Raw genomic sequence first — 19,625 nt, forward strand, 5'->3', positions numbered from 1 at the left:
GAGCGCGCTGCGCGATTTCGAGCAGCGGCTGTTGTGATAGATGCGGATCACGCGACGACTCAGCGATTGCCGCCGCGATTGCCGCCGCCACCTTGTCCATGCGGGCGATTGCCACGCTGCGGACGGCCACCGGGACCGCCGGGGCGATTGCCGCCGCGGTTGTTGCGGTTGCCGTTGCCGCCGGCGTTGAAGCCGCCATACGGATTGGCACCGCCGCCACCACCGCCGCCGCGACGCTTGCCTTGGGCCTGGCCGCCGCCTTGCGCGCGTCCGCCCTCGCGGGTTTCGCCGGCGAACCAGGTGCGTGCTGGCGGCAGCTCCTGCCCCGGACCAATGCCGCGCTTCTTTTTGTAAACCTTCTTCTGCTGGCGCTCGGGCGCTGCCACGTTACCGTTCACTTCGCGATTGGGATTGGCGCGGCGACGCTGCTTGCCGCGCGCGGGCTGGTCTTCGCGGATGCGGTCGAACGCGCGCAATTCGCGCGCTTCGTCGTGATAGCCGCCGCTCCATGCGGCGGTGCCGCCTTTTTCCGGACGATATTCCACGACGTTGCGCGGCGCGCGGCGCTGATGCAGTACCGGGCTCAGCGTCAGCACCGGTTGCGGCGCGCCAAGGCCGGCATTCTTGCGCAGCTCCTTGACGGTTTCTTCGTTGAGCGTTTCGCAATCGCCACGGCGCAGCATGCGCGGCAATTCGATGCCGCCGTAGCGGATGCGCTTCAAGCGGCTGACCAGGAAGCCTTGCGAATCCCACAATCGGCGCACTTCGCGGTTGCGGCCTTCGCGGATCACCACGCGGAACCAACTATGGCTGCCGCCACGGCTGATGATGGCGATTTCGTCGAAGCGAGCAGGGCCGTCTTCCAGTTCCACGCCGGCCTTGAGTTTCTCGATGATTTCGTCGGGCACTTCGCCGTGCACGCGGCACAGGTATTCGCGCTCCAGGCCGTTGCGCGGATGCATCAGCGCGTTGGCCAGGTCGCCGTCGGTGGTGAGCAGCAAGAGGCCGGTGGTATTGATGTCCAGGCGGCCCACCGCGACCCAGCGCGCGCCTTTCAGCCGCGGCAATTGCTCAAACACGGTGGGGCGGCCTTCGGGATCTTCGCGCGTGGTCACCACGCCTTCGGGCTTGTGGTAGACCAGTACTTCGGCATCGTCGCGGTTGTCGGTGGCGACCACGAACTGCTTGCCGTCGATTACCACGCGATCGCCGGCGCGGACGCTGGCGCCAATGGCGGCGGCGCTGCCGTTGACTTCGACCTCACCGGCCTGGATACGTTGCTCCAGCATGCGGCGCGAGCCGAGTCCGGCGTTGGCGAGCACCTTGTGCAGGCGCTCCTCGATCTGCGGGGTGTTTTCGGCCGGTGCGGCGCGCTTCAGGCTCAATACGGATTTTTGCGGCGCGTTCATGCGCGGTACTCCTCGGTGTCTTGCTCGGCGGTGCCGTGATCGGCATCCGCGGGGTTCGCTGCCTCGTCGGCAGTGGCGGGATGGGTTTCGACGATGGCGCTCACTTCGTGGGTGGGCTCGTCGTGTTCAGGTGCGGTGTGTTGCGGTGGGGGCGTCGGCTCGGAATGGTCTTCGCCTTCGTCCGGTGTTTCGGTGTGTGCGACGGGTTCATCGTCAGCGTGCGGTTCGCCGTGTTCTGCATGGGCGAGTGGATCGTCGGTGTGCGTTTCGTGGTGCTCGGTGCTGGTTGTTTGTTCTGCAGCGGATGCTTTCTGCGCTGGTGCTTCGTGCTCGGCTTCTTCGGCCTCGGCGTCCGGATCGATCGGCAGATCGCGTACCGGCCGGGGCGGGAAGGAGTCGTCATCCAATCGCAGCTGTGGATCTTCCATGTCGCGGATTTCCGACAGCGGCGGCAGCTCGTCCAGCGATTTGAGATTGAAGTAATCGAGGAAGGCGCGGGTGGTACCGAACAGCGCGGGCTTGCCGGGCACGTCGCGGTGGCCGACAACGCGGATCCACTCGCGCTCTTCCAGCGTCTTGATGATGTTGGAGGACACCACTACGCCACGGATCTGCTCGATTTCGGGACGGGTAATCGGCTGGCGGTAGGCGATCAGCGCCAGCGTTTCGAGCAGGGCGCGCGAATAGCGGCTAGGCTTTTCCGTCCACATGCGCGAAACCCAGGGGTGCACGTCCTGGCGCACCTGGTAGCGAAAACCGGAGGCGACTTCCTTCAGTTCCACGCCGCGGCCCTGGCAATCCTCGGCCAATTGCTCCAGCGCCATGGCGATCTGGGCGCGGTCGACCTCGTCTTCCTCCACGAACAGCTCGCCCAGTTGCGCGACGCTCAACGGTTGGCTGGCGGCCATCAGGGCGGCTTCGATAATCGGTTTGAGTTGCTCGATCTGCATGGCCTTAGGATCGGATATCCATAGCGGTTGCGTTTCTCTTGAGGGCTGCGCGTCATTCGCCGCCGGAGGCGGTGGTGGGTTGTTCGAACACATCGTCGCCGCCGATGTCCTCCACCACGGCGGCTTCGCCGCCGGGGGCTGCGTTGGCCTTCACGTAGATCGGCGCCAACGGTTCTTCCTGCACGATGCTGATCAGGAATTCCTTGGCCAGCTCCAGCATGGCCAGGAAGGTGACCACCACGCCCAGCCGTCCTTCGGTTGGATCGAACAGCGACTCGAAACGGTGGAACTGGGCGCTGTCGAGCCGGCTGAGCAGCTCGCCCATGCGCTGGCGCACACTCAGCGCCTCGCGCTTGATGGCGTGATGCCCAAACAGTTCGGCCCGGTGCAGCACGTCCTTCAGGGCCAGCAGCATTTCTTTCAGATCCAGCGGCGGCGGCAGCTTGACCACGTTACGCTCGCCCGTATCGGCCTGCGCCACTACGGTGTCGCGTTCCAGGCGGGGCAGGCCTTCGATGTCCTCGGCCGCCTTCTTGAATCGTTCGTACTCCTGCAGGCGTCGCACCAGCTCGGCGCGCGGATCTTCCTCCACGCCTTCTTCCGCGGGCGGGCGCGGCAGCAGCAGCCGCGATTTGATCTCGGCCAGGATCGCCGCCATCAACAGGTACTCGGCGGCCAGCTCCAGGCGCATCACGTCGCGCATCATCTCGATGTATTCCATGTACTGCCGGGTGATCTCGGCGATCGGGATATCGAGAATGTCCAGGTTCTGCCGGCGAATCAGGTACAGCAGCAGGTCCAGCGGTCCTTCGAACGCTTCCAGGAAAACTTCCAGCGCGTCCGGCGGGATGTACAGGTCCTGCGGCATCTGCAGAATCGGTTCGCCACGCACGACCGCCAGCGGCATTTCCTGCTGCTGCGGTACCCCGGCGAACGCATTTTGCGTTGCTTCTATTGGCTGAGACTCGGTTGGCTCAGTGCTCATCAATGCATGTCATTGGCCCGCCCTCAAGTGGGCCGGCGTTCGTTCTGTTGACGACTCAGAACCCTTATCCAATACGCATAGAACAAGGGTTCATGCCTGGAATGCCTGGTTGCTTGAGGCCATTCCGATAAAGCCAATCTGCACGATGCTCAACCGAGCGTGCGGTTTCCCGCGATAGCTGGTCCTGATGAATCCACACGATGTGGCTTCGTGTCAGGCTGGCGGTCGTCGGGCGCCGGGTCGGTAAAGATACGATCAGGCAAGAACCGGCGTGACGCCGCTGGCGTTGCCCGCGATTCGTAAAAAGGTCGGCTGAGTACATCGGGTGAAGGCCATTCCAACCGGGGTTCCCGGCGCCCGTCCATGCATGGCTCCACGCGCGGGTTACAGATTAACGGCACTGCTGCGGCATGTCCAGCCGAGGCTTCAGCCGCCGGATGGGGTTGTCAAGAAAATCTCAGGTGTCGCAGCGCGGGCGGAAAAAGCGTCGCCAAGCACCGAAAACTGGCCTGATTCGCCATTGTTCGCGTTGCGGCAGCATGTGACCCTTTCGGTCCGCTGTCTGGGCAGATGCAGCGCGGGAACAGACACATTTATCGAGCCGTGAAACGCAGTTGTAGCAGTGGCATGTGGCTTGCTTCATCATATCGCACATCCGGGAGACGCCGGCAGGAATACGCTGGTGCGACGGTGGCCAAGCCGCTCCCCACAGCGCGGTTCCATCGCCACGCAGGTCGGATCTGGCAGCGCGTCAACGGTGTAGGGCGGGTAGGGAGCTAAGAAACATGAATACAAAACGTGACGACGCCATGGACGGTTCCAAGGACCATCTGCGTCCGGCGCGCATGCGCATCAAGACCACGGTTCTGATGAGTCACGGCGAGGAATCGCATCCGACCGACCTGATCGATATCTCCGCGACCGGCGCCCTGGTGCTGCGCCCGAACGAGTGGTTCGGCAGTGCTGGCGAGAGCTGGGTGCTGGACATGATCTTCGGCGACGATCTGCACATCCACCTGGAAGCGAAGGTGGCGCGTGTGTCGGAGCGCCACATCGGCTTTGCCTATACGCGCATTCCGGAAGACAAGCAGGTGCCGCTATGGAACTTGCTGGGCGGCTATGCGGACATTCTGGAGATGTGGCATGACGCGTAGCACGCGTGAATCGTGAATCGTAAGAGCAGTACGACGCAAGCTCGCAGGTGACTGCTCTCTACCATTTACGATTCCCGCTCTACCCATCACCCCGCTACCGCCGGCTGCTTCTTCTCATCGCGCAACTCGCGCCGCAGGATCTTGCCCACGTTGCTCTTGGGCAGGGCGTCGCGGAACTCGATCGTTTTCGGCCGCTTGTAGCCGGTGAAGTTCTCGCGGCAGAACTCCTTGAGCTGATCCGCCGTGAGGTTCGGGTCCTTGCGCACCACGAACAGCTTCACCGCTTCGCCGGAGTGTTCGTCCGGCACGCCGATGGCGGCGACTTCGGCCACGCCTGGATGCTTCATCACCGTATCCTCGATCTCGTTCGGATACACGTTGAAGCCCGACACCAGGATCATGTCCTTCTTGCGATCGACGATGTACACGTAGCCGTTCGCATCCATCTTGGCTATGTCGCCGGTGTGCAGCCAACCGTCGTCGGTCAGCACCTTGGCCGTTTCGTCCGGGCGCTTCCAATAGCCCTTCATCACCTGCGGGCCGTGCACCATCAGCTCGCCCACTTCGCCGATCGGCAGCGGCTGGTTGTCTTCGGACCAGATCGCCACGTCGGTGGAGGAGATCGGCAGGCCGATCGAGCCGTTGTATTCCTTAAGATCCAGCGGATTGATGCAGGCGGCGGGAGAGGTTTCGGTCAAGCCATACGCTTCGGCCAGCGTGCAGCCGGTGACCTTTTTCCAGCGTTCGGCCACGGCGCGTTGCACCGCCATGCCGCCGCCCAGGCTCAGATGCAGGTTGGAGAAATCCACGCTCTCGAAGCCGGGCGTATTGAGCAGCCCGTTGAACAAGGTGTTGACGCCGGTAATCACCGAAAAGTGCGAATTGCGCAGCTCTTTCACGAAGGCCGGCATGTCGCGCGGATTGGTGATGAGGATGTTCAAGCCGCCCAGGCGCAGGAACACCAGGCCGTTCGCCGTCAACGAAAAGATGTGATACAGCGGCAGCGCGGTAATGACGATCTCGCGTTCTTTCTTCAGGTTCGCGCCGATCCACGCACCGGCCTGCAGCATGTTCGCCACCATGTTGCCGTGGGTGAGCATGGCGCCCTTGGCCACGCCGGTGGTGCCGCCGGTGTATTGCAGGAAGGCGATGTCGTCGTGCGTGATGGAAGGCTTCGGCACCGCGTGCTTCGCGCCGGCAGCCAGCGCATCCTTGAAGCGTGTCGCCTGCGGCAGCGAGTAGGGTGGCACCATCTTCTTCACGTGCTTGAGCACGAAGTTGATCGCCACGCCCTTGAGGCCGAGCAGGTCGCCCAGGCCGGTGGTGACGATGTGCTTGACCTGCGTTTGGGCTACGACCTGCTGCAAGGTGGCCGCGAAGTTGTCCAGCACCACGATCGCCACGGCGCCGGCGTCTTCCAGCTGGTGCTTGAGTTCGCGCGCCGTGTACATCGGATTGGTGTTCACCACCACCATGCCGGCGCGCAGCGCGCCGAACAGTGCGATCGGATACTGCAGCACGTTCGGCAGCATGATCGCCACGCGGTCGCCCGGGGTGAGTTTCAGTTCGCCGGTGAGGTAGGCTGCGAATTGCCGGCTCAGCGCGTCGACTTCGCCGTAGGTGATGCGCTTGCCGAAGCTGGAGAACGCGTCGCGCTCGCGATAGAGCGCAAAGGCTTCTTCCAATACGGCCACCACCGAGGCGTATTGGTTGATGTCGATCTCTGCGGGTACGCCATCCGGATAGTGGTCCAGCCACGGACGCTGATTACTCATGTTCGATCCCAAGCTCCTGATGACATACCGTTGGTGGCGACCGCATGCATCGGGCATCATGCGGGCGAAGCATTGGAGCATACGCTGGCGTACAGCGGCAAGCCGCGTCGCAGCGCGTTTCCATGCGAAAAAGCAGCCGGATGCCGACCATGAACTATCTGTACCGTTTTTCGTTGCTGGTCTTGCCGCTGGTGGCGCTGGCCGGGTGCCATCGCGCGCCGGACGAAGTGCTGATTCGCCAGGCCATCGACAAGACCGTCCAGGCCACCGAGCAGGTCGATGCAGCCGCGGCGGCCGCCGTGCTGGCCGACGATTTCGACGGCAACAGCGGCACGATGACCCGCCAGGACATCGCCAACCTGCTGCGGGCGGCGAAATTCCGCGGCGAAACCTTGCATGCCGTGGTGGGGCCGGTGGATGTGCAGCCACGCGGTGAGCGCTACGTGGCCAGCTTTACCATCACGCTGACCAGTGGCGGAAAGCTGTTCCCTTCGGAATTGGGCGTCTACAAGGTGGAAACCGCGTGGCGCAGGGAAGGGCGCGAGTGGCGCTGCTACAACGCGACGTGGACGCAGCAACTTTAGGTTGGGGTGCAAACCCCACAACCGCCATGCCGATCGACATGGCGGTGTTGGGGTTGCATTGAGGTCAGGCGGCTTTCTTACTGGCCAACTGGCGCAGCACGTATTGCAGAATCCCGCCATGCCGGAAGAACTCGCGCTCTTTCGGCGTAAGCAGCAGCACTTTCACGGTAAAGGTCTTCTCGCCTTGCTCGCTCTTGGCCACCACCTTGGCCTGCTTCGCTTCGCCATCCGTCAGGCCGGTGATCTCGAACGTTTCCTTGCCGCTGAGGCCGAGTGACTTGGCGTTCTCGCCATCCTTGAATTGCAGTGGCAGCACGCCCATGCCGACCAGGTTGGAGCGATGGATGCGCTCGAAGCTTTCGGCGATCACTGCCTTTACGCCCAGCAGCAAGGTGCCCTTGGCCGCCCAATCGCGCGAGGAACCGGTACCGTATTCCTTGCCGGCGATCACGATCAGCGGCGTCTTGTCGGCCTTGTATTTCATTGCCGCGTCGTAGATGGACATTTGCTCGCCGCTCGGCACATACAGCGTGTAGCCGCCTTCCACGCCATCGAGCATCAGGTTCTTGATGCGGATGTTGGCGAAGGTGCCGCGCACCATCACGTCGTCGTTGCCGCGGCGCGAACCGTAGGAATTGAAATCCTTCGGCTCCACGCCCTTGGAAATGAGGAAGCGGCCGGCCGGGCTGTCCTTCTTGATGGAACCGGCGGGCGAGATGTGGTCGGTGGTGATCGAATCGCCGAACAGGCCCAGCACGCGCGCACCGTGGATGTCCTCGATCCGGCCCGTCTCCATCGTCATGCCTTCGAAGTAGGGCGGATTTTTGATGTAGGTGGAATCGGCCCACCGGTATACCGCGCCTTCCGGCGAGGCGATGCTGTTCCAGCGGCTGTCGCCCTTGAACACGTCGGCGTAGTTCTTGGTGAACATATCGGGGCTGACCGCGCCGGCCATGACATCGGAAATTTCCTTGTTGCTCGGCCATATGTCTTTCAGATACACCGGCTTGCCATCGCTGCCGGTGCCGAGCGGATCGGTGGCGAGATTCACGTCCAGCGAACCGGCCAGCGCATACGCCACCACCAGCGGCGGCGAAGCGAGGTAGTTCATCTTCACTTCCGGATGCACGCGGCCTTCGAAGTTGCGATTGCCGGACAGCACCGACGCGACCGCCAGGTCGCCATCGCCGATGCCCTTGCTGATTTCCTGCGGCAGCGGTCCGGAGTTGCCGATGCAGGTGGTGCAGCCGTAGCCGACCAGGTAGAAGCCGACTTTCTCCAGCTCCTTCAGCAAGCCGGTTTTTTCCAGGTAATCGGTGACCACCAGCGAGCCGGGCGCGAGCGAGGTCTTCACCCACGGCTTGGCCTTGAGGCCTTTCTCGGCCGCTTTCTTGGCGACCAGGCCGGCGCCGAGCATCACCGCCGGGTTGGAAGTATTGGTGCATGACGTGATTGCCGCGATCACCACCGCGCCGTCCTGCAAGTGGAAATCCTGGCCATTCATCGATACATGCGGACCTAGCGCCAGCGCGCTGGCGTCGTGGCCTACCGCAGTGCCGCCACCTTCGCCGGCAAGGCGCGCTTCGGCACGTGCTTCGCTGCCGTTCTTGCGGTTGACGGTGAGTGCGGCGAGGCTGTCGTGATAGCTCTTCTTGACATCTTCGAGCAGCACGCGATCCTGCGGACGCTTCGGGCCGGCCAGCGATGGCTTTACGTCGGCGAGGTTGAGTTCCAGCGTGGCGGAGAATTGCGCGTGCGGCGTGTGTTCGTCGTGCCACAAGCCTTGCGCCTGCGCGTAGCTTTTCACCAGCTCGATCTGGTCTTCGCTGCGGCCGGACAAGCGCAGATAGTTCAGCGCTTCCTGGTCGATCGGGAAGATGCCGCAGGTCGCGCCATATTCCGGCGCCATGTTGCCGATGGTGGCGCGGTCGGCCAGCGGCAGATGTTTCAAACCATCGCCGAAGAATTCCACGAACTTGCCCACCACGCCGAGCTTGCGCAGCATCTGCGTGACGGTGAGCACCAGGTCGGTGGCGGTGACGCCTTCGGAAAGCTTGCCGCTGAGCTTGAAGCCCACCACTTGCGGTATCAGCATCGACGACGGTTGTCCGAGCATCGCCGCCTCCGCTTCGATGCCGCCTACACCCCAACCCAGTACGCCCAGGCCATTGACCATGGTGGTGTGCGAATCAGTACCGAACACGGTATCGGGGTAGGCCCAATCGGCGCCGTCCTTCTTGCCGGTGAACACCACGCGTGCGAGATGCTCCAGGTTCACCTGGTGCACGATGCCGGTGCGCGGCGGCACCACCTTGAAATTGTTGAACGCCTTCTGGCCCCAACGCAGGAACGAGTAGCGCTCGTGATTGCGCTCGAACTCGATCTCCACGTTCTTGTCCAGCGCTGCAGGCGAACCGAAGACGTCGACCTGCACCGAGTGATCGATCACCAGTTCGGCCGGCGCCAGCGGATTGATCTGGTTGGCGTCGCCGCCCAGCTTCACCACCGCATCGCGCATCGCAGCCAGGTCCACCACACAGGGCACGCCGGTGAAGTCCTGCAGCACCACGCGCGCGGGCATGAAGGAAATTTCGGTATCCGGTTCGGCCTTGGGATCCCACTTGGCGACCGCTTCGATTTCCTTCTTGGTGACGTTGACGCCGTCCTCGTGGCGCAACAGGTTCTCCAGCAGGATCTTCATCGAATAGGGCAGATGTTTCAGATCGAACTGCCGGCCGAACTTGGCGAGGCTGGCGATCTGGTACGAGCTGCCGTTGACCTTGAGGGTATCGCGGGTGGCGAATGAGTCCAGCATGGGGATAGCTCCTGTTGCTTGAAGACGGCGGGCGCGCGCGGCGTAAAGGGAAATGCTAGAGCAGCGCGCGTTAGGGGAATTGCAAAAAGGGTCGCGTTCCGTCCGGGGGATGCCGCGCAGTTTGGGCCAAATCGGCGAGCGCGCAAGTTGCCGCGAGGTTGCAGGATTTCGAACGCAGCCGGAAACAGCTTGTCGTTGCTGGGGTTTGGGGACGGCTGGCAAAATATGCGCTTCTTTGCTGCCGCTCCCCTGCTGGGGAGGGTTCAAGGCACCCTCTTTCCCCAAGGATCCGATCGCATGCTCAACGCCTATCGCCAACATGTCGCCGAGCGCGCCGCGCTGGGTATTCCCGCGCTGCCGCTGTCGGCCCAGCAGACCGCCGAGCTGATCGAGCTCTTGAAGAATCCGCCCGCAGGCGAGGAATCCTTCCTGGTCGACCTGATCGCCCACCGCGTGCCGGCCGGCGTGGACGATGCGGCCAAGGTCAAGGCGTCCTACCTCGCCGCGGTGGCGTTCGGCAGCGAGCAGTGCGCGCTGATCAGTCGCGAGAAGGCGACGGAACTGCTCGGCACCATGCTCGGCGGCTACAACATCCATCCGTTGATCGAGCTGCTGGATGATGCGCAGGTCGGCGGCATCGCGGCCGAAGCGCTGAAGAAGACGCTACTGATGTTCGACGCCTTCCACGACGTGAAAGAGAAGGCCGACAAGGGCAACGCCAACGCCAAGGGCGTGCTGCAGAGCTGGGCCGATGCCGAATGGTTCACCAGCCGTCCAGCCGTGCCGGAAAGCCTCACCATCACCGTGTTCAAGGTGCCGGGCGAAACCAACACCGACGATCTCTCGCCCGCGCCCGACGCCACTACGCGCCCGGACATCCCGCTGCACGCGCTGGCGATGCTGAAGAACAAGCGCGACGGTGCACCGTTCCAGCCGGAAGAGGACGGCAAGCGCGGCCCGATCCAGTTGATCCAGGATCTGAAAGAAAAGGGCCATCTTGTCGCCTACGTCGGCGACGTGGTCGGTACCGGCTCCAGCCGCAAGTCCGCCACCAACTCGGTGCTGTGGTGGACCGGCGAAGATATTCCCTTCATCCCCAACAAGCGCTTCGGCGGCGTGTGCCTGGGCAGCAAGATCGCGCCGATCTTCTACAACACGATGGAAGATGCCGGCGCGCTGCCGATCGAACTGGACGTCTCCGGCATGGAGATGGGTGACGTGGTCGAGCTACGCCCGTATGAAGGCAAGGCACTGAAGAACGGCCAGGTGATCGCCGAGTTCCAGGTGAAGTCCGACGTGCTGTTCGACGAAGTGCGCGCCGGTGGCCGCATTCCGCTGATCATCGGCCGCGGCCTTACCGCCAAGGCGCGCGAGGCATTGGGCCTGGCACCGTCCACGCTGTTCCGTCTGCCGCAGAATCCGGCCGATACCGGCAAGGGCTACACGCTGGCGCAGAAGATGGTCGGCCGCGCTTGCGGTTTGCCGGAAGGCAAGGGCGTGCGTCCGGGCACCTATTGCGAGCCGAAGATGACCTCGGTGGGTTCACAGGACACCACAGGTCCCATGACGCGCGACGAGCTGAAGGATCTGGCTTGCCTGGGCTTTTCCGCGGATCTGGTGATGCAGTCGTTCTGCCACACGGCGGCTTATCCCAAGCCGGTCGACGTCAAGACGCACCACGAACTGCCGGCCTTTATTTCCACCCGCGGCGGCATCAGCCTGCGTCCGGGCGATGGTGTGATTCATTCCTGGCTCAATCGCATGCTGCTGCCGGACACCGTCGGCACTGGCGGCGACAGCCACACGCGTTTCCCGATCGGCATTTCCTTCCCGGCCGGTTCCGGTCTGGTGGCCTTCGCCGCCGCCACCGGCGTAATGCCGCTGGACATGCCCGAATCGGTGCTGGTGCGCTTCAAGGGCGAACTGCAGCCGGGCGTGACGCTGCGCGACCTGGTCAACGCAATTCCGCTCTATGCCATCAAGCAGGGTCTGCTCACGGTCGCCAAGCAGGGCAAGAAGAACATCTTCTCCGGTCGCATCCTGGAAATTGAAGGCTTGCCGAACCTGAAGGTGGAGCAGGCGTTCGAGCTGTCCGATGCGTCGGCCGAGCGTTCCGCCGCCGGCTGCACGGTGAAGCTCAATAAGGAACCGATCATCGAGTACCTCAACTCGAACATCACCTTGTTGAAGTACATGATCGCGCAGGGCTACCAGGATGCCCGCAGCCTGCAGCGCCGCATCAAGGCGATGGAAGCGTGGCTGGCCAATCCGCAGTTGCTCGATCGCGATGCGGACGCCGAATACGCAGCGGTGATCGAGATCGACCTGGCCGACGTGCACGAGCCGATCGTGGCGTGCCCGAACGATCCGGACGACGTCAAGACGCTGTCCGACGTGGCTGGTGCGAAGATCGACGAAGTGTTCATCGGTTCGTGCATGACCAACATCGGCCACTTCCGTGCGGCGTCGAAACTGCTGGAAGGCAAGCGCGACATTCCCACCCGCCTGTGGGTGGCGCCGCCGACCAAGATGGACCAGCAGCAGCTCACCGAGGAAGGCCACTACGGCGTGCTCGGCACGGCTGGCGCGCGCATGGAAATGCCGGGCTGCTCGTTGTGCATGGGCAACCAGGCGCAGGCGCGCGAAGGCGCCACGGTGTTCTCCACCTCCACGCGCAACTTCCCCAACCGCCTGGGCAAGAACACCAACGTGTACCTGGGCTCGGCGGAACTGGCCGCGATCTGCTCGCGCCTGGGCCGTATTCCGAGCAAGCAGGAATACATGGCCGACATCGGCGTGATCAACGCGAACGGCGAGAAGATCTATCGCTACATGAACTTCGATCAGATCGCTGATTTCAAGGAAGTGGCCGATTCGGTTGAAGCCTGAGTGCGGATACGTTCCGTGATCGTCTCCCTCCAACGTGTAGTAGGGGAGGGTTGGTGGGGTGAAGCCATCCCGCGGTGAGTTCCGGCAACACCGCAAGCTCATGCAACCCCACCCCGACCCTCCCCTGCATGCAGGGGAGGGAGTAGGAAGCCCGGCGTATGCCGGGCTTCGTCGTTTATGCTTGCGCGATGATCTCCTCCTACCTCTCCGCCGTCTCCTTGCGCGACCTGATCCTGGTGCAAGCCGTGCACCGCCATGGCAGCTTCAACAGCGCCGCGCGCGCCATGCACATCAGCGCATCCGGCCTCTCGCATCAGGTGCAGAAAGTGGAGCAGGCTTTAGGTGCGCCTCTGTTCGAGCGCGGCGGTCGAAAAGTGGTGCCGACGGCGGGTGGGCAGCGCCTGCTGGAGCAGATCGATGCGGTATTGCTGGCTGCCGATCACCTGCAGCAAGCAGCACGCGCCGGTGAAAAGGCGTTCGGTGGCGAATTGCGGCTAGGCGTGCTGGCTACCTTGGGGCCGTACCTGCTTCCGCATCTGATCGAACCTTTTCCGCAGCATTTTCCCGGTGCGCGCCTGAGCCTGTCGGAAGGCAAGCCGCGTGGTTTGCTGCGCCGATTGCATGAAGGCGAGCTCGATGCCGTGCTGGCGCCGCCGGCATCGTCATTGAGCGGCATCGTGATGTGCCCGCTGTTCTTCGAACCGTGGGAAGTGCTGCTGCGCGCCGATCATGCCTTGGCGGGAAAGCGCAGCATTTCGATGGATCAGCTCGACGCCGGCCAGGCGATCCTGATGGCCGAAAGCCATGCCGATGGCGAGGGCTACGTGCAGGACGTCAGCCTGGAAAGCCTCGCCGCACTGGTGACACTGCGCGGCGGCCACGCGCTGGTGCCGGCGCTTGCGCACGACCGGCTGGCGTCGATGCCGGATATCGTGCTCGCCAAGATCAAGGGCGAAGCGCCGGGGCGGGAGATTGCGCTGTACTGGCGCGAAGCCTCGCCCTGGCACAGCGATCTGCAAGCCTTTGCCGATCTGTTGCGCAAACTGGCGAAGCAACGGCCTGGATTGCAGCTGATCGAAGCATAGGTTGGGATGCAAACCCCAACATTTTCCCCATGCATACCGAGGTTGGGGTTTGCACCCCAATCTACAGGGTGGTGCCGGTAAGCAGTCCACGCGCCAACATGGTGCATTGCCGCCGATGCAGCAGCAGCTGGTATTGCCGGCCACCGATCTGCCGCCACAGCACTGCCGAACGCACCGCCGCCAGCAGGCTGGCGCGCACACGTTCGACCAAGGCCGGCTGCTGCAGCCATTGCGGATTGCCGGTAACCATCACGCGCGGCCGTAGCGTCGACAGCGTGGTGGCGTACAACTCGGCCAAACGGCTGAAGACCTGCGGCGAATTGAGCCCGAAATGGTCCACCTGGCGCTTGGTGGACACGATGCCTTGCTGCAGTTGATCGAGCAGGTCCTTGCGGTGTGCCAGGCTGCGTTCCAGGCGCATCACGGTGACCACCATGCGGGTGATCGCCATGTCGCGACTGTTTTCGTCCAGTTGCCCGATCAGCGTGCGCAATCCAAGACGGATGCCCGATACGTTGCCGTACACCCCAACCACCGACGGCGCGTCGATGCGAAACACGCTGGCCAGGCTGGCGTCGAAGGAGAGATCGTCGCAACGTCCCTCGTTGGCGAGCTGATGGGCCAGGGCGGATGCCTGGAACAATCCGGCCAGCGCCAGCACCCGTTCCTCGTTGATGGCGAAAGCTTTAAACACGCTGCGTCATTTCCTGTGCAGTTGAGTGGGCCAGGCCGCCGTACGCGGCGTCCGTGGCGGCGATCACCGCGCCGCCCAGGCATTCCTCGCCGGCGTAGAACACCACCGATTGGCCGGGAGTGACGGCGCGCTGCGGTTCGTCGAAGCGCACTTCCAGCCGGTCATCATGCATGGACACCACGCAGGCCTGATCGTGCTGCCGGTAACGGGTCTTGGCCGTGCAGCGAAACTCCGCGGCCGGCGCGACACCTGCCACCCAGGTGGGCGTTTCGGCGAGCAGGCGCTTAGATTGCAGCCATTCGTTCTCGCCGCCCTGGGCCACGTACAGCACATTGTGCGTGACATCCTTGCCCACCACGTACCAGGGCTCGCCGCCGGCATGCTGGCGCCCGCCGATCCCCAAGCCATTGCGCTGGCCCAGGGTGTAATACATGACGCCCTGGTGCTCGCCGATCAGGCGGCCGTCCGGGCTGAGCATCTGGCCGGGGCGGGCAGGGATGTATTGCGTCAGAAACTGACGGAAATCGCGCTCGCCGATAAAGCAGATGCCGGTGGAGTCTTTTTTGGCGTGGGTGGGCAGGTTGGCCTGGCGCGCCATCTCGCGCACCTGCGATTTCTCGATCTCGCCCACCGGAAACAGGGTGGCGGCCAGTTGCTGCTGCCCCAGGGCATGCAGGAAATAGGTCTGGTCCTTGCCGGCGTCGACCGCGCGCAGCAGGCGATAGCGGCCATGCAGGCAATCCACGCGTGCATAGTGGCCGGTGGCGATCTTTTCCGCGCCCAGCGCGCGCGCTTCGTCCAGGAAGGTCTTGAACTTGATCTCGCGGTTGCACAGCACGTCCGGGTTGGGCGTGCGTCCGGCGCGGTATTCGGCCAGGAAGTGTGCGAAGACGCCATCCCAGTACTCGGCAGCGAAATTGCGGGAGTGGAAGGGAATGCCCAGGCGGCCGCAGACGGCGACAGCGTCCTTGCGGTCCGCATCGGCGGTGCAGGGACCGTTGCGGTCGTCTTCCTCCCAGTTCTGCATGAACAGGCCATCCACCTCGTAACCCGCTTGCTGCAACAGCAGGGCCGCGACGGAGGAGTCGACGCCGCCGGAAATGCCCAGCATCACTTTCATGCGCGGGCACCGGCAGGCATCAGGCTGGTCACCGCAGACAGCGGCAGGCGTTGGCCGGCCAGCCATTCGTCGATGCTCATCAGCACCATCGGGCTGCGCAGGCGCTCGCCCAGCGCCGCGATTTCGCCGCGGGTGAGCCACATTGCGCGGCGTACGCCCACATCGAGCGGTTGCCGGGGATCGTGGCTCAAGGGCTTGGCCGCGAAGCTGAAACGCACGATGACATCGCCGTGCTCCTTGCTGCGCCATTGATGCACGCCGATCAGATGCGTCAGCGCCACGGTCCAGCCGGTTTCTTCACGCGTCTCGCGCACGGCGGCCTGCTGCAGGCTCTCCAAATCGTCCAGATGGCCGGCCGGCTGGTTGTACGCCACGCGGCCGTTGACCTCCTCTTCCACCATCAAATAGCGGTCGCGGTCTGTTACAACGCACGCCACCGTCACATGCGGACGCCACACGTCATGGCTGGAGTTGTCAGGTGTTGTCATCGTGAGGTCAACGCGGCCTTGGGGAAAGGCACTGGAAATGGCGTTATTGTGCCATTACCTCAAGCGTAGCCGCCGGGTAGCAAAATAATCCCCAGGCGTATACTGCAACCGAACAGGCCGAATCCACTTTTCAGAGCATGGCGAACGAATCCGAACACGAACATGGCAGTGGGCATGGACTCACCGTCGAAGTATCGAAACCTGAAGTGGCGCGACCGCCGCTGTTTCAGGTACTGCTGTTGAACGACGATTTCACACCGATGGATTTCGTGGTCGAGGTGCTGCGTATGTTCTTTGGCATGGACCAGGAAAAAGCCGTACAGATCATGTTGCACGTACACACCCGCGGTAAGGGCGTGTGCGGGGTGTTCACCCGTGAAGTGGCAGAAACCAAGGTCACCCAGGTAAACGAATATTCACGAGCCAACCAGCATCCTCTGTTGTGCACGATGGAGAAGGTTTGAGGATCTGTTCAAGATTTCGTCAAGACGGCCCGCGTGCGGAGATATTGATGAGGCCTTTTTGGCCCCCATCTTGCATCTATCGCGGTGAAGCCGCCCAACTTTGCAGTGGAGTAGGTCCGGATGTTCAGCAAGGATCTCGAAGTCACCATCGGCCAGTGCTACAAGCAGGCCCGCGAGCAGCGCCACGAGTTCATGACCGTGGAGCACCTCCTGCTCGCCCTCACGGAAAACCAGTCGGCCCTGGGCGCCCTGCGCGCCTGTGGCGCCGACCTTCCGCGACTCACCCATGAACTGGAAAAGATCATCGCCGAGACCGTACCGGTATTGCCGCACGGCGACGAACGCGATACGCAGCCCACGCTGGGTTTCCAGCGCGTGCTGCAGCGGGCGGTGTACCACGTGCAGTCCTCCGGCCGTAAGGAAGTCACCGGCGCCAACGTATTGGTGGCGATCTTCGGCGAAAAAGACTCCCACGCCGTCTATTTCCTGCACCAGCAGGAAATTACGCGCCTGGATGTGGTCAACTACATCTCCCACGGCATCGCCAAGATCGGCGATGAGCCCACCAGCGGCATTTCCAGCGGTGAGCGTGATGCCGAGGAAGGCGGCGAGGGCAAGGGCAATCCGCTCAGCGAATATGCCACCAACCTCAACGAACTGGCGCTGGAAGGCAAGATCGACCCGCTGATCGGCCGCCAGGACGAGATCGAACGCACCATTCAGGTGCTATGTCGCCGCCGCAAGAACAACCCGCTCTATGTCGGCGAGGCCGGTGTCGGGAAAACGGCGCTGGCCGAGGGCCTGGCCAAGCGCATCGTCGACGGCGAAGTGCCGGAAGTGCTGGAAAATGCCACCATCTGGGCGCTGGACCTGGGCGCGCTGGTGGCCGGCACCAAGTACCGCGGCGATTTCGAGAAGCGCCTGAAAGCCGTCATCGGCCAGCTGAAGAAGCAGCCGGGCGCGGTGCTTTTCATCGACGAGATCCACACCATCATCGGTGCCGGCTCCGCCTCGGGCGGCACCATGGATGCCAGCAACCTGATCAAGCCGATGCTGGCGTCGGGCGAGCTGCGCTGCATCGGTTCCACCACCTTCCAGGAATTTCGCGGCATCTTCGAAAAAGACCGCGCGCTGGCGCGCCGCTTCCAGAAGATCGACGTGGTCGAACCCAGCGTGGCTGAGAGCCTGGAAATCCTGAAAGGCCTGAAGTCGCGCTTCGAAGAGCATCACAACGTGTCCTACACGGTGGAGGCGTTGAAGGCTGCGGTGGATTTGTCGGTGAAGCACATTCCCGATCGCCTGCTGCCTGACAAGGCCATCGACGTGATCGACGAGGCCGGCGCCCGCCAGCGCCTGCTGCCGATCGAGCAGCGTACCGGCAAGATCGACGTGCCGGAGGTGGAATACATCGTCGCCAAGATGGCGCGCATCCCGGCCAAGCAGGTGTCGGCGTCGGATCGTGACGTGCTGAAGAACCTGGAACGCAACCTCAAGATGGTGGTGTTCGGGCAGGATCCGGCGATCGAAGCGCTGGCCGCCTCGATCAAGATGGCGCGTTCGGGCCTGGCCGATCCGTCCAAGCCGATCGGCTGCTTCCTGCTTGCCGGCCCCACCGGCGTGGGCAAGACGGAAGTGACCAAGCAGCTGGCGATGCAGCTCGGCATCGAGATGATCCGCTTTGACATGTCCGAGTACATGGAAGCGCATTCGGTGTCGCGCCTGGTCGGCGCGCCTCCAGGCTATGTCGGTTTCGACCAGGGCGGTCTGTTGACCGAGGCCGTCACCAAGCATCCGCACGCGGTGCTGCTGCTGGACGAGATCGAGAAGGCGCATCCGGATGTGTTCAATATCTTGCTGCAGGTGATGGATCGCGGCGTGCTCACCGATACCAACGGTCGCGAAGCGAACTTCAAGAACGTGATCGTGGTGATGACCACCAACGCCGGCGCGCAGCAGGCGTCGCGCCGTAGCATCGGCTTCGTGAAACAGAACCATTCGATGGACGCGATGGAAGTGATTCGCCGCACCTTCACGCCGGAGTTCCGCAATCGCCTGGACGCGATCATCCAGTTCACCCCGCTGGACTTCGACCACATTCTGCGCGTGGTCGACAAGTTCCTGATCGAACTGGAATCGCAACTCAGCGAGAAACACGTGGCGCTGGACGTGGACGCCGACGCCCGTCGCTGGCTGGCCGAGCACGGCTTCGATCCGCAGATGGGTGCCCGCCCGATGGCGCGCGTGATCCAGGAGAAGATCAAGCGCGTGCTGGCCGACGAGCTCTTGTTCGGCAAGCTGTCCGAAGGCGGTAAAGTGAGCCTGAGCGTGAAGGACGGCGAGCTCTCCGTGAGCACCGAAGCCGCCGAACCGGTGCCGGCGACGATCTCCTGACGCCGGCTGTTCGTCACAACAAAAAAGCCGCGCGTTTGCGCGGCTTTTTTTTGTACGGATGCCGACCGGCTTATTTCATGCGGTAGGTGATGCGGCCCTTGGTGAGGTCGTAGGGCGTCATTTCCACCTTCACCTTGTCGCCGGTGAGAATGCGAATGTAGTGCTTGCGCATGCGGCCGGAGATATGGGCGATGACGACATGGCCATTTTCCAGCTTCACTCGAAACATGGTGTTGGGCAGGGTCTCGATGACCGTACCATCCATTTCAATGACGTCGTCTTTGGCCATGCGTTCCGGGAGGTGTGCGCGGACCACCATGGCCGCGTAAGCCATCAATTATGCCACGTATCGCAGGCCGGTCCAAGACGCCAGGCCTTGCAGGCTGAAAAACAGTCGCCAGCGCTCAGCTGAAATGCTCGTCCAGCTTGCGGCGGATTTCCTGTTCGATCATGCCCTTGAGCGGCGAAAACAGCATGCCCAGTTGCGCACTCACGTGGATTTCATCGCTGCCGATGGCGATCTTGCCGCTGATGCCGGGACGCTCGAAGCTCAGCGTGCTGTCATTCTGCCATTGCGTCTGGACCTGGAACTTCTCGCGCATGCGCGTGGCGACCTGATCGATCACGGCATGGGCTTCGGCGGCGGACAAACGGTGCGGGCGGCGGATATCGAGACTGGGCATGATGCGGCTCTGCTGGAGCTGTCCTAATGGATGAACTAGGCATGATAAACGCAAATCCTGTCGATATTTTCTGCGCATCTGCTAGAGTCGCGCCGTCACGTCGTTGGTCTTGAGCCTACCTAATGTCTCCGCATAGCCC

Annotated in this window: 16 protein-coding genes; 6 read left to right on the plus strand and 10 right to left on the minus strand. The window is 63.0% G+C overall.

The genetic code is table 11. The features are described from left to right. Window positions 1-59 precede the first annotated feature (59 nt). Genes ACTHNE_RS05365 through ACTHNE_RS05375 form a run of 3 tightly spaced genes read right to left on the minus strand, consistent with a single transcriptional unit; the run spans window position 60 to window position 3,344 of the window. Window positions 60-1,409 carry a pseudouridine synthase gene (locus ACTHNE_RS05365; RefSeq protein ID WP_440268713.1) on the minus strand — a complete coding sequence of 450 codons (1,350 nt, stop codon included), beginning with the start codon at window positions 1,407-1,409 and terminating at the stop codon, window positions 60-62. Then, entirely contained in the window at window positions 1,406-2,359 is a 954-nt protein-coding gene (scpB, locus tag ACTHNE_RS05370; RefSeq protein ID WP_440268714.1) for an SMC-Scp complex subunit ScpB, read from the minus strand. Before scpB ends, ACTHNE_RS05365 begins: the two co-directional genes overlap by 4 nt. A 52-nt stretch (window positions 2,360-2,411) precedes the next feature. Continuing rightward, window positions 2,412-3,344 (minus strand): segregation and condensation protein A, encoded by a 933-nt coding sequence (locus ACTHNE_RS05375; protein ID WP_440268715.1) that lies wholly within the window; start codon window positions 3,342-3,344, stop codon window positions 2,412-2,414. A gap of 785 nt (window positions 3,345-4,129) precedes the next feature. On the opposite strand from ACTHNE_RS05375, the gene ACTHNE_RS05380 reads away from it, so the two are divergent. Continuing rightward, window positions 4,130-4,498: a PilZ domain-containing protein gene (locus ACTHNE_RS05380; RefSeq protein WP_440268716.1), complete on the plus strand. Its 369-nt coding sequence runs from the start codon at window positions 4,130-4,132 to the stop codon at window positions 4,496-4,498. Window positions 4,499-4,584: 86 nt separating this feature from the next. On the opposite strand, the gene ACTHNE_RS05385 is transcribed toward ACTHNE_RS05380, so the two are convergent. Next, window positions 4,585-6,273 (minus strand): long-chain-fatty-acid--CoA ligase, encoded by a 1,689-nt coding sequence (locus ACTHNE_RS05385; protein ID WP_440268717.1) that lies wholly within the window; start codon window positions 6,271-6,273, stop codon window positions 4,585-4,587. A gap of 149 nt (window positions 6,274-6,422) precedes the next feature. Between ACTHNE_RS05385 and ACTHNE_RS05390 the strand changes: the two genes are divergently transcribed. Next, entirely contained in the window at window positions 6,423-6,857 is a 435-nt protein-coding gene (locus ACTHNE_RS05390) for a hypothetical protein (RefSeq protein WP_440268718.1), read from the plus strand. Window positions 6,858-6,921: 64 nt separating this feature from the next. Here the strand turns inward: ACTHNE_RS05390 and acnA are convergent, their stop codons facing one another. After that, the gene (gene acnA, locus ACTHNE_RS05395; RefSeq protein WP_440268719.1) at window positions 6,922-9,672 is read right to left on the minus strand and encodes an aconitate hydratase AcnA; all 2,751 of its coding nucleotides are present in this window, start codon (window positions 9,670-9,672) and stop codon (window positions 6,922-6,924) included. Window positions 9,673-9,969: 297 nt separating this feature from the next. On the opposite strand from acnA, the gene acnB reads away from it, so the two are divergent. Together acnB and ACTHNE_RS05405 are read left to right on the plus strand one after the other, a co-directional pair. After that, on the plus strand, window positions 9,970-12,561 hold the full coding sequence (gene acnB / locus ACTHNE_RS05400; protein WP_440268720.1) for a bifunctional aconitate hydratase 2/2-methylisocitrate dehydratase: 2,592 nt from the start codon (window positions 9,970-9,972) through the stop codon (window positions 12,559-12,561). A gap of 188 nt (window positions 12,562-12,749) precedes the next feature. Further along, a complete protein-coding gene (locus tag ACTHNE_RS05405) occupies window positions 12,750-13,646 on the plus strand; it encodes a LysR family transcriptional regulator (RefSeq protein ID WP_440268721.1) in 897 nt (298 codons plus the stop codon). 61 nt (window positions 13,647-13,707) lie between these two features. Here the strand turns inward: ACTHNE_RS05405 and hflD are convergent, their stop codons facing one another. Genes hflD through ACTHNE_RS05420 form a run of 3 tightly spaced genes read right to left on the minus strand, consistent with a single transcriptional unit; the run spans window position 13,708 to window position 15,948 of the window. Beyond that, window positions 13,708-14,322, minus strand: a complete 615-nt coding sequence (gene hflD, locus ACTHNE_RS05410; RefSeq protein ID WP_440268726.1) for a high frequency lysogenization protein HflD — start codon at window positions 14,320-14,322, stop codon at window positions 13,708-13,710. A 10-nt stretch (window positions 14,323-14,332) separates the two neighbouring features. Beyond that, entirely contained in the window at window positions 14,333-15,460 is a 1,128-nt protein-coding gene (gene mnmA / locus ACTHNE_RS05415) for a tRNA 2-thiouridine(34) synthase MnmA (protein WP_324940614.1), read from the minus strand. Then, window positions 15,457-15,948 carry an NUDIX hydrolase gene (locus ACTHNE_RS05420; protein ID WP_324940611.1) on the minus strand — a complete coding sequence of 164 codons (492 nt, stop codon included), beginning with the start codon at window positions 15,946-15,948 and terminating at the stop codon, window positions 15,457-15,459. Before ACTHNE_RS05420 ends, mnmA begins: the two co-directional genes overlap by 4 nt. A 137-nt stretch (window positions 15,949-16,085) precedes the next feature. Here ACTHNE_RS05420 and clpS point away from each other — a divergent pair, with 137 nt between their 5' ends. Further along, entirely contained in the window at window positions 16,086-16,412 is a 327-nt protein-coding gene (gene clpS, locus ACTHNE_RS05425) for an ATP-dependent Clp protease adapter ClpS (protein WP_188796280.1), read from the plus strand. Window positions 16,413-16,532: 120 nt separating this feature from the next. Further along, window positions 16,533-18,803, plus strand: a complete 2,271-nt coding sequence (gene clpA / locus ACTHNE_RS05430) for an ATP-dependent Clp protease ATP-binding subunit ClpA (RefSeq protein WP_440268722.1) — start codon at window positions 16,533-16,535, stop codon at window positions 18,801-18,803. Window positions 18,804-18,873: 70 nt separating this feature from the next. On the opposite strand, the gene infA is transcribed toward clpA, so the two are convergent. Next, window positions 18,874-19,092, minus strand: coding sequence for a translation initiation factor IF-1 (infA, locus tag ACTHNE_RS05435; RefSeq protein ID WP_126686694.1), 219 nt, complete (start codon window positions 19,090-19,092; stop codon window positions 18,874-18,876). Between the two features lie 115 nt (window positions 19,093-19,207). Further along, a complete protein-coding gene (locus ACTHNE_RS05440) occupies window positions 19,208-19,486 on the minus strand; it encodes a polyhydroxyalkanoic acid system family protein (protein ID WP_324937177.1) in 279 nt (92 codons plus the stop codon). Between the last annotated feature and the right edge of the window lie 139 nt (window positions 19,487-19,625).

The organism is Dyella sp. (assembly GCF_051954575.1).
GTDB lineage: Bacteria > Pseudomonadota > Gammaproteobacteria > Xanthomonadales > Rhodanobacteraceae > Dyella_B.

Coding starts and splice junctions, on each gene's coding strand:
- scpB (WP_440268714.1), bottom strand. CDS start 2,359: ATGCAGATCGAGCAACTCAAACCGATTATCGAAGCCGCCCTGATGGCC.
- ACTHNE_RS05385 (WP_440268717.1), bottom strand. CDS start 6,273: ATGAGTAATCAGCGTCCGTGGCTGGACCACTATCCGGATGGCGTACCC.
- acnA (WP_440268719.1), bottom strand. CDS start 9,672: ATGCTGGACTCATTCGCCACCCGCGATACCCTCAAGGTCAACGGCAGC.
- clpA (WP_440268722.1), top strand. CDS start 16,533: ATGTTCAGCAAGGATCTCGAAGTCACCATCGGCCAGTGCTACAAGCAG.
- infA (WP_126686694.1), bottom strand. CDS start 19,092: ATGGCCAAAGACGACGTCATTGAAATGGATGGTACGGTCATCGAGACC.
- acnB (WP_440268720.1), top strand. CDS start 9,970: ATGCTCAACGCCTATCGCCAACATGTCGCCGAGCGCGCCGCGCTGGGT.
- ACTHNE_RS05390 (WP_440268718.1), top strand. CDS start 6,423: ATGAACTATCTGTACCGTTTTTCGTTGCTGGTCTTGCCGCTGGTGGCG.
- ACTHNE_RS05375 (WP_440268715.1), bottom strand. CDS start 3,344: ATGAGCACTGAGCCAACCGAGTCTCAGCCAATAGAAGCAACGCAAAAT.
- ACTHNE_RS05405 (WP_440268721.1), top strand. CDS start 12,750: ATGATCTCCTCCTACCTCTCCGCCGTCTCCTTGCGCGACCTGATCCTG.
- ACTHNE_RS05440 (WP_324937177.1), bottom strand. CDS start 19,486: ATGCCCAGTCTCGATATCCGCCGCCCGCACCGTTTGTCCGCCGCCGAA.
- clpS (WP_188796280.1), top strand. CDS start 16,086: ATGGCGAACGAATCCGAACACGAACATGGCAGTGGGCATGGACTCACC.
- ACTHNE_RS05420 (WP_324940611.1), bottom strand. CDS start 15,948: ATGACAACACCTGACAACTCCAGCCATGACGTGTGGCGTCCGCATGTG.
- ACTHNE_RS05380 (WP_440268716.1), top strand. CDS start 4,130: ATGAATACAAAACGTGACGACGCCATGGACGGTTCCAAGGACCATCTG.
- ACTHNE_RS05365 (WP_440268713.1), bottom strand. CDS start 1,409: ATGAACGCGCCGCAAAAATCCGTATTGAGCCTGAAGCGCGCCGCACCG.
- mnmA (WP_324940614.1), bottom strand. CDS start 15,460: ATGAAAGTGATGCTGGGCATTTCCGGCGGCGTCGACTCCTCCGTCGCG.